Source organism: Methanopyrus sp. SNP6 (assembly GCF_002201895.1).
In the GTDB taxonomy this organism is placed as follows: Archaea; JAADCQ01; Methanopyri; order Methanopyrales; family Methanopyraceae; genus Methanopyrus.
In genome coordinates this window covers 1281948-1296350 of record NZ_CP019436.1, presented here as the reverse complement: position 1 = coordinate 1296350, position 14403 = coordinate 1281948, and the positions used below count along the sequence as shown (strand labels likewise).

General features: G+C 58.4%; 16 protein-coding genes. 10 read left to right on the top strand and 6 right to left on the bottom strand.

Translation table 11 applies throughout. The annotated features are described in order from the left end of the window. Positions 1-72: 72 nt before the first annotated feature. Both BW921_RS07105 and BW921_RS07100 read right to left on the bottom strand, forming a co-directional pair. Positions 73-714, bottom strand: coding sequence for a molybdopterin-guanine dinucleotide biosynthesis protein MobB (locus BW921_RS07105; RefSeq protein ID WP_148689158.1), 642 nt, complete (start codon positions 712-714; stop codon positions 73-75). A gap of 83 nt (positions 715-797) precedes the next feature. Further along, a complete protein-coding gene (locus tag BW921_RS07100) occupies positions 798-1238 on the bottom strand; it encodes a hypothetical protein (protein ID WP_148689157.1) in 441 nt (146 codons plus the stop codon). A 578-nt stretch (positions 1239-1816) separates the two neighbouring features. Between BW921_RS07100 and BW921_RS07835 the strand changes: the two genes are divergently transcribed. The 3 genes from BW921_RS07835 to BW921_RS07830 all read left to right on the top strand — a co-directional run bounded on the left by BW921_RS07835 (position 1817) and on the right by BW921_RS07830 (position 2617). Further along, complete coding sequence (locus BW921_RS07835) at positions 1817-2035, top strand: hypothetical protein (RefSeq protein ID WP_168168845.1); 219 nt, start codon at positions 1817-1819, stop codon at positions 2033-2035. Positions 2036-2168: 133 nt separating this feature from the next. Then, positions 2169-2453, top strand: coding sequence for a hypothetical protein (locus BW921_RS07095; RefSeq protein WP_168168844.1), 285 nt, complete (start codon positions 2169-2171; stop codon positions 2451-2453). Between the two features lie 8 nt (positions 2454-2461). Further along, a complete protein-coding gene (locus BW921_RS07830) occupies positions 2462-2617 on the top strand; it encodes a hypothetical protein (RefSeq protein WP_168168843.1) in 156 nt (51 codons plus the stop codon). On the opposite strand, the gene argC is transcribed toward BW921_RS07830, so the two are convergent. After that, positions 2608-3639 carry an N-acetyl-gamma-glutamyl-phosphate reductase gene (gene argC, locus BW921_RS07090; protein ID WP_148689155.1) on the bottom strand — a complete coding sequence of 344 codons (1032 nt, stop codon included), beginning with the start codon at positions 3637-3639 and terminating at the stop codon, positions 2608-2610. The two genes, BW921_RS07830 and argC, sit on opposite strands and share 10 nt — an antisense overlap. 16 nt (positions 3640-3655) lie before the next feature. Between argC and BW921_RS07085 the strand changes: the two genes are divergently transcribed. Further along, positions 3656-4360: a 6-hydroxymethylpterin diphosphokinase MptE-like protein gene (locus BW921_RS07085; RefSeq protein ID WP_168168842.1), complete on the top strand. Its 705-nt coding sequence runs from the start codon at positions 3656-3658 to the stop codon at positions 4358-4360. A 522-nt stretch (positions 4361-4882) separates the two neighbouring features. On the opposite strand, the gene BW921_RS07080 is transcribed toward BW921_RS07085, so the two are convergent. After that, the gene (locus BW921_RS07080; RefSeq protein ID WP_148689153.1) at positions 4883-5635 is read right to left on the bottom strand and encodes an NAD-dependent deacylase; all 753 of its coding nucleotides are present in this window, start codon (positions 5633-5635) and stop codon (positions 4883-4885) included. Between the two features lie 5 nt (positions 5636-5640). Next, positions 5641-7140: a tetraether lipid synthase Tes gene (tes, locus tag BW921_RS07075; RefSeq protein WP_210400456.1), complete on the bottom strand. Its 1500-nt coding sequence runs from the start codon at positions 7138-7140 to the stop codon at positions 5641-5643. A 27-nt stretch (positions 7141-7167) separates the two neighbouring features. Between tes and BW921_RS07070 the strand changes: the two genes are divergently transcribed. The 6 genes from BW921_RS07070 to BW921_RS07045 all read left to right on the top strand — a co-directional run bounded on the left by BW921_RS07070 (position 7168) and on the right by BW921_RS07045 (position 12880). Further along, the gene (locus tag BW921_RS07070) at positions 7168-7680 is read left to right on the top strand and encodes a CDP-2,3-bis-(O-geranylgeranyl)-sn-glycerol synthase (protein WP_148689152.1); all 513 of its coding nucleotides are present in this window, start codon (positions 7168-7170) and stop codon (positions 7678-7680) included. Further along, the gene (gene pyrE, locus BW921_RS07065) at positions 7680-8225 is read left to right on the top strand and encodes an orotate phosphoribosyltransferase (protein WP_236953832.1); all 546 of its coding nucleotides are present in this window, start codon (positions 7680-7682) and stop codon (positions 8223-8225) included. The genes BW921_RS07070 and pyrE overlap by 1 nt, the downstream gene beginning before the upstream one ends. Further along, a complete protein-coding gene (gene purD, locus BW921_RS07060; protein WP_168168876.1) occupies positions 8203-9549 on the top strand; it encodes a phosphoribosylamine--glycine ligase in 1347 nt (448 codons plus the stop codon). The genes pyrE and purD overlap by 23 nt, the downstream gene beginning before the upstream one ends. After that, positions 9549-10487: an ornithine carbamoyltransferase gene (gene argF / locus BW921_RS07055; protein ID WP_210400455.1), complete on the top strand. Its 939-nt coding sequence runs from the start codon at positions 9549-9551 to the stop codon at positions 10485-10487. Before purD ends, argF begins: the two co-directional genes overlap by 1 nt. 7 nt (positions 10488-10494) lie before the next feature. Further along, positions 10495-11448 (top strand): malate dehydrogenase, encoded by a 954-nt coding sequence (locus BW921_RS07050; RefSeq protein ID WP_148689149.1) that lies wholly within the window; start codon positions 10495-10497, stop codon positions 11446-11448. A gap of 73 nt (positions 11449-11521) precedes the next feature. Further along, complete coding sequence (locus BW921_RS07045; protein WP_148689148.1) at positions 11522-12880, top strand: glycosyltransferase family 87 protein; 1359 nt, start codon at positions 11522-11524, stop codon at positions 12878-12880. Here BW921_RS07045 and BW921_RS07040 read toward each other — a convergent pair. After that, entirely contained in the window at positions 12877-14088 is a 1212-nt protein-coding gene (locus BW921_RS07040) for a class I SAM-dependent rRNA methyltransferase (protein ID WP_257789223.1), read from the bottom strand. The genes BW921_RS07045 and BW921_RS07040 overlap by 4 nt on opposite strands. Between the last annotated feature and the right edge of the window lie 315 nt (positions 14089-14403).

Sequence of the window (14403 nt, the reverse complement as noted above, 5' to 3'; positions counted from 1 at the left end):
GTAGTCGATCCGTGTCGGTTGGCGTCCGGGCGGCGCGCATTAAACGGGTGCGGTTCCGACGGGAGCCCTATTTCAACGACGGATCGCTACAATAACTTCGTCCCCATCTCCGCCTTTCAAATTCCCAACCAGTGCCTCCACCACGCTCTTAACCAAGTCACCCACGAACAGATTGAGGCCTAGGGGTTTCCCGTCGACGAGCACAGTGACGTCCTCCGGAACGGCGCATCCGTCCGGGTCTTCTTTCCCTCGTGCCACCGCCCGCCTGAAATCACTACAGGACCCCGGACCGCACTTCCCGCAGTTGATATCGGCTGTGTACTTCACCGCGTAACGTTCGACCACGTCCGCAGGTGGAGTATCGAGTTCCTCCGCGGGTACGGTGGGGCCCTCCGTGTAGCCGCCGAACCCCACCCTGACGCCGAGCTCACGGGACTTGAATCCCTCGATCAGTACGTAGTCGAACCCCAACAGTGCGAGGAGTCCGAGGACGGAATCTATATCCAAATCGAGAAGCAGAACTGTTTCCTTTTTAGCCATACCGACCCGCACGTCCGCTGGAACGCGACCCGTGTCTCGATCCCGGAGGTCCAGGTGATGTTCGCCCACGGACTTCACGTACCCGACCCTGTAACCACTACCACGTAATCCTTCCACGGCCTCTTCACAGAACGACGTTTTACCGGAGTCCTTCGGTCCTACGACTTGGAGCACACGCAGCGTGAATCCCCCGAGCTGTGAGATGGAAATCGGAACGGTGTAAAGTTAAGGGGGGCGAAAGATAGGCTGCGGATATCCTATCGAGTCTTCCACCGGAACGTGACACTGTATCCGTCCGGGTCCTCCTCCAGCTCTACCACGTCCAAGCCTTCTCGGCGGAGTCCCTCCAAGACGATCCCTTTGGTCATTACGCAGGCTGCCTCGCCGCGACGCGTTCGCTCGTCCCAGCCGAGGCTCTCTAACACGCCCTCCAATGTGACGCTGTCCTCGTCCATCTCGAAACCGCTGATTAGTCCGTACTCCGCGGCGACGTTCAAAGCGTCCTCAATACTTTCTATTTCCTTACCCTCCGCGATCTCGACGATCTTAAGGAACTGTCTACCGGCCTCCATGATGATCGGTTCCCACGATTCGCCCATGTGTCTCAGCGCAGCAGTCCTGAACGCACTGAGTAATGCGAACGCCAGTTTCCTATCTTTCGGCTGGAACTTGAGCTCTTCGGCGATATCCTCACGCAACTCCCCCATCCTCTCTCATCTCACTGTCCCCCGGCGTCTCCTGCCGGGAGGACATTTTTCTTTCCCTCTAAGGTAAGGAAAAAACTAGTTCCGATCCTGGGGCCTGGGGCAGCGGCGCCCATCATCGGTAGCGGCTCACGGGGAGGCGTAGCTCGTCGAAGGTTACGGTAGTGGTGTCTGACGAACCGCCACTAAATCCGAAGTTACGGTCGGGTCCAAGTTTCGCAGCACTAGTAGAGGGACGTCACAGAGTGCTCTTCGACACAGGGGGGCCCGATCCGGACCTCTTATTGCACAATCTTGAGGTATTAGGCTACGAACCCGAAGGCTTGACCGCGTGGTCATCCCCCACGACCATTGGTACCATACCGGTGGGTTACAGGCTGTGGAGTCGGAAGTGACCATGGTCGTGACTCCCGAACGAATTGGGGTGAAGAACGAGCTCGTCCGGGAGGAGTCGTTAGGAATAGGTGACGTGATGCTTACGTCCTGGACGGACTACCACCGGAGCGGGCTCGTACGCGAACGGACTCCTGATCACGGGATGTGTGCACCCCCGGGGTCCATGAGTTCGTCGAGTGGTGCGTGAGGAGGGGGTCTCGAAGTCCATACGATACTCGTCGAATTTCCATTTGATAGGTGCGACCGAAGTCGAGGTGAAGAAAATGGCGGACCGCCTCGAGGAACTCGGAGTGAGCACAGGTCCTTGTCACTGCTCCGGTGAGGTCGCGAAGCGCGTGTTCCGGCGACGCTTCGAGTTTCTGAACGTCGGTCCCGGGCTGGTGATACGCGTGTGAGCGCAACGTCCCGTAGGTAAATGATATCACCATGATCACCTCGGACTCCGCGGGGCTAGCATGAGGCTGAAAGACAATTCTACAGATGGTGGAAACGTGTAGCCGGAGGATCGATCGTACGGCGTTCTTGATCGTGAGGTCGGCGATCTGGGACCTCGAAGCGGACGGTGAGGTCAGGAAGCGAGCGGAACAACTCGGACACGAGATCGTCGGGTGGATGGGGTTCTCGGACGTGGAGGACGTGTGTGAGTACCTGCAAGGGATAGGGTGCGGTGAGGTTCAAGTTGACGTCCAGGAGGACGAAGAGGACGAGCTCGTCGCGGACATGGGTTACGATAACGTCGTCGTGTACGACTGCATCTCGTGTTGTGGAGCACCGGAGACTGGTAAGACCTGTGTGCGCTGGAAGGTGGCCTGATTCAGGGGATGGTCGCCGCCGTTGAAGGCCGAGAGTACTACGCGATCGAGTACGCGTGTTGGGGGCTCGGTGACGGGCGCTGTGCCTTCGCCTTAGTACCGAAGGAAGACGATGAAGGGTGTCGAAGGGTCCATGAGCTCGTGAGGGAGCGGGTTCATGGGTGATACCCGGATTCCTCTAATCCAGAGGTTTCCCCGAACCCGAACCTCACGTTCATGTTCTGAACTGCCTGACCGGACGCGCCCTTGGCGAGGTTATCGATCGCCGACGCTACGACGATCCTGCCATCACCGACCGCGAAGATACCCACGTCGCAGTAGTTGGTCCCACGGACGGCCCAGAGCCTCGGGGTTTCACCGACCTCGCAGATACGGACGAAAGGTTCACCGTCGTAGTATTCCGCGTAGAGCTCCCGGAGCTCCTCCGACTCGATTTCTACGTCCCCTAGACCGTGGGCCGTGGTCTCAATACCCCGGACGAGCGGTGCTAGGTGTGGGGTGAAGTGAACCTCGACGTCGCCTAACTTCCCCAGTTCCTGTCGTATTTCGGGCAAGTGACGGTGATCCGTCGGGTTGTAGGGCGTTAAGTCCTCGGCGCACTCCGGATGGTGAGTGATCTCCGAAGGTTTCGCACCGGCCCCGGAGGTACCGCTCTTGGAGTCGAAGATCACGACGTCGACTAACCCTTTCTCGACGAGCGGCGCGGCGGCCAGAATCGCACCGGTCGGGTAGCATCCCGGGTTGGCGATGAGGTCCGCGCTCCGTATTTCGTCGCGGTGTAGCTCGGGCAGCCCGTAAACGGCCTTGGCGTTCAGCTCCGGGGCCGAGTGTTCGACGCCGTACCATTCCTCGTAGACCTCCACATCATCGAACCGGAAATCGGCGCTGAGATCGATCACCACGGCTCCTCCTTCCAGTAGATCAGGGACTATCTCCATGGCGGCGGTGTGTGGGACGGCTGTGAACACGACGTCACAGTCTTCTCCGATTTCAACTGGATCGGGATCCGAGAACTCGAGGTCGGGGTAGTCACGCCGCAGGTTCGGATGTGCCTTCCAGACGGGTTCTCCCTCGAGCCTCCTGGAGGTCGCGTAGCGGACCTCCTCCACCTCCGGGTGTCGGGCGAGGAATCTAAGGAGTTCACCGCCGGTGTAACCCGATGCACCCACGATACCTACCACAACCACGTGGGGTTCCCCCCTGTTGGATCCGCTGAAGGGGATAATCGAGGAAATCCGGGCGGACCTAGGTTATAAGGAGTCCGAGGACCTGTTGGCCGCCTCGTTCTTATGCGAGCTTCTCCACGACCATCCTCACGTCCTACGCCCGGAGGACCTGCCGGTCGAAGAAGAAGTAATCGTGGTGGGAGCAGGTCCTTCGATAGTTGAGCTGCCGGAGATAGTCGAGGAGCTGGAGGACAGTGTCGTCTACGCCGCCGACGGCGCCTGTAAAGCCCTCCTCGAGCTCGGAATCGTACCGGATGTCGTAGTGACGGATCTCGACGGGCCGAAGGAGTACCTACTGATGTCCAGCGAGTGCGGTTCCATCACGGTCGTACACGCCCACGGGGATAACATGACCCAGATGGCGGAACTTGTACCCACTCTTGGCAGGATTCTGGGAACGTGTCAAGTCGAGCCACCGTGTGATCTTCTGCACAACTTCGGGGGTTTCACGGACGGAGATCGGGCGGTGGTCATGGCGGCGAGATTGGGCGCGGAGCGCGTACTCACCGTGGGGATGGACTTCGGGGATCTAACGACTGAATACTCCCGACCCGGTGAAGGTGAGGGGGTTTTCCGGGCAGACCCCGTGAAGAGGAAGAAGCTGGCCTGGGGCGAACGCGTGCTCAAGCTCGTGGCGCGGGAGTTGGGTGTCGAGGTGGAGTCCCACACGGCCCGGCGATGATCGGACCGCAGTGAATGAGCGGATGCAGGCGGTGGGTGAGCGCTTTGGGTCCCTGCTTGTCATGTTACTTAATGCGACTTTACTTAGTGCGATCACGAGGGAGTATTGGAGCACCGTAGAGGCGAGGATCGACCGTTGCGGACCTTCGGGGAGGAACGAGCTCTTCCCACGGATCTGTGCGACGCTTCGGATCTCCGTAGGACCTCGGACCGCACCACCGTGCCGGTACTCGAGGTAGGCGGACTCGTCGGGGGGAGGCTGAGTCTCCCCACGCGCCCTACTACGGATGTTCAACGGAGAACTCGGAACTCCGTGCGGTTCCTTCCCGTAGATCGTAGCACGAAGAAATCATGTCCTAGCGGATTGCCGGCAAGAAGTACCCACATCTGGCAGACCTCGATGTCTTCGGGCGATCTGAGAGCAGAAGTTGCGAGGTGGTTATCGCACAAATCATCGCGCAGGAACATGGAAACCTGCCGGTAGGGTCTATAGGGTCTATACCGGAAGAAAATCCACGCACAATCACGAGAGTCGTTCGATCTCGCCCCATAGGGCTTTTATGGCAGAGGCTGCTCGTTCTCGGATGATAACGTCCATGTGGGAGCTGAGCGCGGTCTCACTCGGGTTGATCTCTATCAAGGTGGCTCCGCAGGATTTAGCCACGAGCGGAAGATCGGCGGCGGGCCGGACTTCGCCCGAGGTTCCGATCACGAGCATCACGTCACAGGATCGTGCGAGATTCTCCGCCTCCACGAGCGCGTCATGGGGCAGCGGCTCACCGAACCAGACGACGCCGGGGCGCAGCGGATCTCCGCAATCGGGGCACTTAGGTGGCAGTTCGTCGTACTCGAGTCCCTCGCCGCGCTCTGGATCGTTCACCCGATGATATTCGCAAGATACGCACTCATCCCGCCAGATGTTGCCGTGGAGCTCTATCACGCGACGGGATCCGGCACGTTGGTGGAGTCCGTCCACGTTCTGCGTGATGACGGCTTCGAGGAGGCCGTCTCGCTCCATGAGCGCTAGGACCGTGTGAGTAGGGTTAGGTTCGGCCTCAGCGATCTTACGACGACGCCAGAGGTACCACTCCCAAACCCTCTCCGGATCGCGTGCGAAGGCCTCGGATGTGGCCAGTTCCCGAGGGTCGTACTTGTTCCAGAGTCCATCCTTCCCTCGGAACGTTGGGATACCGGAGTCCGCCGATGCGCCGGCCCCGGTGAGCGCGACGACTGTCTCGGCCTCTACCAACCTTTCGGCTGTCTCGCGGAGGGACAACCGTGTCACCCGTTCCTGCGTTCCTTCCACTCCTTTAGCGGCACGCCGAACTTCTGCTCGATCTCTTCACGGTGTATGGAGTTATAGGCGCAGAACGGTATGATCCGTCCGTCCGGTGTCGCGTAGTGGATCACGCACCGTCGCACACGGTCCGTCTGGAAGTTGTACGGGTCCATGAAATGCATGCAGCCCAATAGCAGCGCGTTCCAGTGGAAGTCCGCGAGGGCGTCGTAGGTTCCCTTAGTCACGACGTCGAGGACCAGTCGGGCCAGCTTGCGTTTGCCGGTGAGGCTCTTGAAGACGCGACGTAGGTGCTTGGTCACGATCCAAGCGGCCTTCGCTCGATCCCGCTTTCGATCCAACGCTCCCACCTTCTCCGCGACCTCTTCCAGCGCATCGATGAACGCGTCCGGGTCGACGTAGTCGGTGATGGGGTGGTACCAATCCCCTTCGTCGAGTAGATAAGTGGCGACTCCGCAGATGGGGTACGCGGAGAACTCCGGCTTCCGCTCCCCGTGGAGTTGTCCTATCAACCGGGCTATCTTCGCCGCGATCGGGACCGGGTAGAAGCTTTCGGCTGGTATACGACCGTCCGTCTGTTCCTCGACGAGCTTAACGAAGTCAGGTATGGTGATGCGCATACGCTCCCGCTCCTCGCGCGGCGTTCGACCCGTGAACGAGATCGGCTGCACGTTGATCCCGCGGATGACCTCGAACTCTCGGGCGAAGTCCAGCATGGGCCGAATCTGATCGTCGTTAATCCCGCGGGCCAGCGTGGGTACGAGGACCGTGGAGATACCTTCGCGTTCGAGGATCTTGATCGCCTTTTTCTTCAACTCGAGGATCTTTCTGGAACCCCGTATCTCCTCGTAGATCTCGGGATTCAGCCCGTCGAACTGCAGGTACACGACGTTCAGTCCGGCGGCGTGGAGATCCTCCGCGAGCTCCGGGTTCCGGGCGAACTCCACACCGTTCGTCGCGATCTGTACGTGGAAGCCGCGCTCGTCCGCGGCGGCGACGATCTCGACGATATCCTCGCGAACTAGCGGCTCACCACCTGCGAACTGCACCGCTGGAGCCGGCACGGGGCGCTCCGAGCGTAGTAAGTCGAGCATCTCCTCGATCTGCTCGAGGGGCGGCTCGTACACGTAACCTTTGGCCTCTGCGTTGGCGAAACATACGGGACAGTTCAGGTTACACCGGTTCGTGACGTCGATGATACCGAGAGCGGTAGTACTCTCGTGGCACGGGCAAAGACCGCAGTCGAACGGACAGCCATTCTCGTTGTCCGTTTGTGGGTTCTCCACTCCGGAACCATTGAACTCGTATTCGAGGGCGCGTTTGAAGAACTCGGCATCGGACCATACGACTTCGCGGAACTCACCGTGTTCCGGGCACTTCTTAACTATCTCCACGGAACCTTCAGCAGTCCGAACGAGTCTCGCCGGTACAGCTCGGAGACATTCGGGGCAGAGGCTCTCGGTCTCGTACAGGGTGTCGCTCACTACCGGACCCCCGAGGGGATGGTTGAAATGGGAAGCGGGGCATGGTTGGAACTCGGAAAGGGTCTCTGGTTCATCCTACCGGCGTACATCGCGAACTTGAGCGCGTGCCTTTTCGGCGGTGGAAGACCGCTCGATTTCGGTAAAAAGCTTTCCGACGGACGCCGACTGCTGGGTGGTGGTGTAACGATCCGTGGCTTTATCGTGGGCGTCTTGGCGGGAGCTGTGGTGGGACTCGGAGAAGGGCTCGTGGTTGGGGACCCTTGGAAGGCCGGTGATGGGTTTATCCTAGGACTCGGTGCAATGGTCGGCGACGCGGTAGGCAGCTTCGTGAAGCGCAGGATCGGGCTCGAACGCGGGGCACCGGCTCCAGTTCTCGATCAGCTCGACTTCTTCGCTGGGGCGGTGCTACTATACTACCTGGTGTACCGGTGGCACCCACCGGGTTGGGTACTGGTCAGTCTGGCTATCCTGACCCTGGCACTCCACTGGCTGACCAACGTCATCGGATACCTCCTGAAGCTGAAGGAGGTGCCGTGGTGATGGATCGGGAGGGACTCGCCGAGATGTTGTTGGAGGTAGGGGCATTGAAGTTCGGGGATTTCGTGCTCTCCTCCGGTAAGCGAAGCGACTATTACGTGGATATCAAGGAGGCCTGCACACACCCGAAAGTTCTCGACGCGCTCACGGACGCCCTCCTCGAGGTCCTACCGGATGGAGATGTACTAGCTGGACCGGAGCTCGGAGCGGTTCCGCTGGTTTCGGTGCTCTCAGTGAAGGCCAGACTACCCATGGCGATAGTTCGGAAGCGGAAGAAGGAGTACGGAATCGGAGAGCGGATTATAGGGGACGTGAGGGGACAGGAGGTCGTACTCGTCGACGATGTCGCAACGACCGGGGGATCACTATTGAACGCCCTGGAAACCATCGAGGAGGAGGGGGGAGAGGTGCGGGACGCCGTAGTCGTGGTCGATCGACAGGAGGGTGCGGAAGAAGCGCTTAAAGAGCGGGGTGTGAGGCTCTCGAGCGTGCTGACGGCCGACGACCTGCGGGGGCTGCGGGATGCTGAAAGTACTGCTCGTGGGTAGCGGCGCCCGAGAACACGCGATCGCAGAGGCGCTTTGCGGAGCTCCGGACGAGGACGTACAGCTTTACGCGTTCATGGGGAACCGGAACCCGGGCATCATCCGATTGGCCGAAGACTACATCGTAGGAGATCCGACCGACGTAGAAGCGGTGGCTCGAGCCGCCGCGGACTGGAACGTGGACTTCGCAGTGGTGGGACCGGAGGACCCGCTGGCCGAGGGAGTGGCAGACCGCCTAGAGGAGGAAGGTGTCCCTACGTTCGGCCCAAAGCGGGGTCCGGCTCGGATCGAGTGGGATAAGGGCTTCGCGCGCGAGCTGATGGAGAAGTACGACATCCCGGGCTGTCCGGAGTTCGGGATATTCGAGGATCCAGATGAGGCTTGCGACTTCATCGACGAGCTCGGTAAACCCGTGGCCGTCAAGCCGGCGGGTCTAACCGGCGGTAAGGGAGTGAAGGTAGTCGGCGACCAGCTGAAGAACCTCGACGAGGCGAAGGAATACGTGAGGGAGATCTTCGAGGAAGATATCGGTGGGATCCCCAAGGTAATTATCGAGGAGAAGTGCGTGGGTGAGGAGTACACAATCCAGGCCTACACGGACGGGGAAAAGGTGATCCCCACACCGGCCGTACAGGATCATCCACACGCGTACGAGGGTGATAAGGGTCCTATCACCGGTGGAATGGGCTCGTACTCGTGTCCCGACGGTCTGTTGCCGTTCATGACCAAGGAGGATTACGAACGTTCCGTCGAGATCCTGGAACGCGCGGTCGAAGCGATCAAGGAGGAAACCGGTGAGCCGTACCGGGGGGTCCTGTACGGGCAGTTCATGCTGACCTCAGAAGGTCCCGTCGTCATCGAGTTCAACTGCCGGTACGGAGATCCCGAGGCCATGAACATCCTCCCGATCGCCGAAGGCGACATCGTAACACTTCACGCGTCGATCGCAGAAGGATCGATGGAGGGAGAGGTCGAGTTCCTCGAGAAGGCCACTGTGTGCAAGTACGTCGTACCCGAGGGGTACCCGGAGTCGTCGGAAGGGGAGGGAGACGTCATCGAGGTGGACGAGGAGTGCATCCATAGGTACGACGCGATCCCGTACTACGCCTCCGTGAACCTTGACGAGGACGGAAAGATCCGGATGACCTCCTCCCGCGCCCTGGCGATCGTGGGTATAAGCGATGAACTCGATCGGGCGGAAGAAGCCGCGGAGAGTGCGATCCGTGAGTGCGTGAGCGGGGAAAGGATTCGGCACCGGTCGGACATCGGGAGGCGTGAGACCGTCGAGAAGCGGGTGCGCCGTATGGGGCGAATCCGTGGGGAGTAGTGAGGTTGAAGCGCCTCAACATCGACCACTTACTCTCCATCATGGATTTAAATCAGGAGGGAGTCGAGACTGTTCTTCGCGTGGCCGAACAGTTCAAGGAGCGCTACCTAGCGGGCGAGAGGGTAATACCAGTACTGAAAGGCAAGACGCTCGGCCTAATCTTCGAGAAGCCTTCCACCCGCACCCGTGTCTCCTTCGAGGTGGCCATGCATCAGTTGGGCGGGCAGTCCTTCACGTACACGAAACAAGAGCTGCAGTTGGGTCGAGGCGAGGCTATCAAGGACACGGCGGCCGTGTTGAGCAGATACTTAGACGGAGTCATGATCCGAGCGCACCGCCACGAAGATATCGAGGAGTTCGCCAGGTACTCGGAAGTACCCGTCATCAACGGCCTGAGTGATCTCGAACACCCATGTCAAGCTCTTACGGACGCATTCACGATCCGGGAGAAGCTCGGTCGGGGTCCCCACACGGTGGTCTTCGTCGGAGACGGGAACAACGTCTGTTCGTCCTTGGCCCTCGTGTGTGCCACTTTGGGTTGGGATTTCGTGCACGCAGTGCCCGAAGGGTATGAGTGTCCGGACAGAATCTGGCGGGAAGCGGAGCGTCGCGCCGAGGAGTCGGGGTCGGAGATCCGGGTAGTTAGAGATCCTAAGGAAGCCGTACGCGAGGCCGATGTCGTGTACACCGACGTTTGGGTGAGCATGGGCGACGAAGACGAACGGGAGAAACGATTGTCTGTATTCCGATCGTACCAGGTCAACGAGAAACTGATGTCATACGCCCCCGAACACGCGATCGTAATGCACTGTATGCCCATACAACGTGGGTACGAGCTCACGGACGACGTGGCGGACTCGGAGCGGAGCGTTATCTACGACCAGGCCGAAAACCGATTGCACGTGCAGAAGGCTATCCTAGCTCTCCTCATGGGGTGACTGAACAGTGTCTAAAGTGGCAGTGATCGGTGCGACCGGACGTGTCGGTTCGACCGCGGCCGCCCGCCTCGCGTTACTGGACTGCGTAAACGAGGTCGCCCTCATCGCTAGACCTAAAAGCGTAGATAAGCTGCGCGGACTCCGGCGAGATATCCTGGACTCGTTAGCGGCCGCACAAAAAGACGCCGAAATCATCATCGGGTGCGAGCGCGACGACTACGTCGATGCGGACGTCATCGTGATGACGGCAGGAATCCCGAGGAAGCCCGGCCAGACCCGTCTCGACCTCACCAAGGACAACGTCGCGATCATCAAGAAGTACCTGGAAAATGTCGCAGAGGAGAATCCAGAAGCGATAGTGCTCGTGGTTACGAACCCCGTCGACGTGCTCACTTATGTAGCTCTGAAGGTTTCCGGGCTACCCAAGAATCGCGTGATAGGCCTCGGTACTCACCTTGACTCTATGCGGTTCAAAGTCCTCATCGCCAAGCACTTCAACGTGCATATGAGTGAGGTGCACACCCGCATAATCGGTGAGCACGGCGACACCATGGTACCGGTAATCAGTTCTACGAGTGTCGGGGGTATTCCGGTTACTAGGATGCCGGAGTGGGAGGATTTCGATGTGGAAGAGGCCGTGAGAGAGGTGAAGGAGTCTGGTCAGCGCATCATCGAGACCTGGGGAGGATCACAGTTCGGGCCGGCACAGGCGATCACCAACCTCGTCCGGACGATACTGCAGGACGAACGCCGCGTGCTGACGGTCTCCGCGTACCTGGATGGGGAGATCGACGGCATTCGCGACGTCTGCATCGGGGTCCCAGCCAGACTGGGCCGGGAGGGTGTCCTAGAGATAGTACCAATAGAGCTCGAAGAGGACGAGATGGAAGCGTTCAGACGGTCGGTTAAAGTCGTCAAGGAGGCCACGAAAGAAGCGATGGAAATGATTTCTGAAGGATAAAGGAGGGCGGAAGTTGTTTCGAATCCGTGACGAGCGGCACGAGCGGTACCTAGCGGTAGCGGTTTCACTCCTTGTGACGGTCTTCCTCCTGATATCCTCCCCAGTGATGATGAACTGGTACGACGTCCACTATTTCGAGGAGTGGTACCGCGTCGCGACGTCTAAAGGCCTCCTACACGTATACCCGGAGTGCGAGAAAGTACACTACCCACCGATGGCCGTAGTCTTCTACGTAATCACGCGCGATCTTATCCATAACTTAGGTTTAGACTCTAACCCATGGACGTTCCAATTTTCTCTTAAGGTATTTTTAGTCATATTCTACTTACTTACATGTCTGGTAATAATTCGGGAGTTCGAGTGGCCGATAGCTCAGTGGGGAATCATATCAGTACCTATGGGTGTGGTCGTGTGGGGCTACCAGTTCGATACTATTATCGCGTTTTTCCTAGCACTTACTGCTATATGCATACACCGTGGTCGACCCATCGCCGCTGGAGTATCATTAGCTTTAGCTTCTAGTTTCAAGTATGTACCTGGAATACTCGTAATTCCATTCACTCTAATTCTCAAGGAAAAGTACGGTTCACACCCAGCAATGATATTTTTATTAACTTCCTCAATCACCACTGCATTACTTTGGTCACCCTTTATATTATACGATCCGGAAGCCTTTTGGAAACAAGCATTTCTGTTTCATATGCTTAGACTTCCTCAAGACCTCACTCCTCTAAACATTCCATTACTCCTAACTAGATGGCACGTGTACCCCTACCACTTCACCATAGGGAAGCTATCAGGGCCACTTATAATTCTCGGGTTTATAACCCTAGCTTTGTGGCTTTGGAAACGTCATGAAATCCTACAAGAATCCATTAAGATATCTAACTTAAAATACTCTATTTGGGGTTCTGCGGCCCTATTCATGTTATGGTTTGCCCTAACTACCAAAGTAGGAAACCCTTACTACATCTCCTGGATCTACTTATGGGTGTTCCCATTCGCCGTCTGGTTACTGCCATCATGGCGTGTCGGGTTCCTCAACGTCGCCCCGTTCCTCCTCGCACTTAGCAGACTTCCTGCCGCTGTATGTAACGCTCCCGTATTCGTACCTGAAGATGTGCGATGGTACCATGCACTTCAATTACTGAACTTTTCCACACCATTAGCTGTAGAGAAGGCTCGCCAGTTGTACCTAGTCGCACCCAATTTCATGCGATTATGGTACTATCATATGCATCAAGTGGAACTAGTATTAGTCATTGCATATACACTCGTGGTTACGAAGACGCTATTAGATCTACTGAGGTGGATGAAAGACCCGAAACCAGCCGACGAGCGTCCCCACGATTGGGCTATCCACCCGATGCTCCTCGTGTTCACTTTGCCCACATACATCTTCGCTCTCTACATCGCACTACCGATCGGCTAGTGCTCTACTACACAGAACATTGCCTTGAGGTACCTGGTGTCGGGGTTCCCTGGCACTATCGGATGGCATGGGGGTTGGCCTCGCAGCGGACCGAGCATCCTGAGCTTCACACCTCGCCGGGCCGCCGCCTCGTTAACCAGTCTCACGAAGTCGGAGGGTTCTAAGAAGTGGCTGCACGAGCAGGTCACGAAGAGGCCACCGTCCCGGACCAACCCCAAGGCCTTGTAATTCACGTCGAAGTACGCCCTACGTCCTCTGTTCAGGTGCTCCTTGGACGTGACGAACGCCGGCGGATCCAAGACCACGACGTCGAACTTCTCCCCCTGCCGCTCGAATTTCTCGAGCAGGGCGAACGCGTCCCCTACGAGGAACTTCACGCGGTCCCGGACATCGTTGATATCGGCGTTACGGTACGCGGCCTGGACCACCCTGTCAAACTTGTCGATACCTATTACCTCCTCAGCGCCACCTACCGCCGCGTGAATCGCGAACCCACCCACGTACGTGAAGGTGTCGAGGACCCTGCCTCCATCCACCAGCTCCTGCACCTTCGCGCGGTTCTCCACCTGGTCGATGTAGAACCCCGTCTTCTGACCCTCCTCGACGTTGACCGCGAAGCGCACCCCGTACTCTTCCACGACGGTCTCGACCCGCTCCTCTCCGGACACCACTCTCTTTCGCACCCCCATACCCAATTGTCGCCGCTTTCTCGAATCGTTCTTCTCGTAGAGCGTGTCCACATCCAATACCTCCAGCAGTTCGGCCGCATTCCTCAGGATAATCCTCTCGATGGCCGGACACGTGGTTTGAAACACTGCGATATCGTTGAACTTGTCCAGGATGAGGCCGGGAACATCGTCGGCTTCCGAGAACACCACTCTCATGTGGTTCCTATGCACGTCGATCTTCCACTGCTTCCTGAACCGATATCTGCTCTCGATACGCTCCAGCACGATCTCGTCCGGTGAGCGTTCTGGATACTCTCCCTTCCGATCGAAGATCCTAGCCACGATGCCCGGGGCCCGACCCCTACGCACGTCGCGGTCCGAAGTCTGGGCGAAGGCGTAGCCCAGGAAGTCGCCGGTCGCGGTTTCGATCTTCACCACATCACCGGGTCGGAACCGTCCCCTGACTCTCCGAACGGCCGGCGCGAAAACCGAGAGGGCTCCCGACCGAATCGCGTCCCGGGCATGCTTGTCGACTACTATGGAGGGTACGTCTCGTCTGACGGTTACTCCCCCCTTCGTAGCACCTCGACGTGTATCGAACCGTCGGAGGAGTTCTTCCCCACTTTAACCACGGCTGTAGCGCCCTTAACGTCATGTTGGTCTAACCTGTATCCCATCAGAGCATGGAATCAAGACCGAGAGTGGGCTCGCCGGTCACCACCGAGTCCCACGACCGCCATCGTGGCTAGTGTTGTGATGTAAGATCCGAAAACCAGCACGCCCAGGTACGGGTCGTATCGTCGTACTAGCTGCTCGGCGCGCTTACCGGACGTATTCAGCCGGGGGTTGCGCACG

Excerpts from the sequence above, each read along its gene's own strand:
- BW921_RS07830 (WP_168168843.1), top strand. The coding sequence starts at position 2,462 with ATGGTCGCCGCCGTTGAAGGCCGAGAGTACTACGCGATCGAGTACGCG.
- BW921_RS07070 (WP_148689152.1), top strand. The coding sequence starts at position 7,168 with ATGGGAAGCGGGGCATGGTTGGAACTCGGAAAGGGTCTCTGGTTCATC.
- pyrE (WP_236953832.1), top strand. The coding sequence starts at position 7,680 with ATGGATCGGGAGGGACTCGCCGAGATGTTGTTGGAGGTAGGGGCATTG.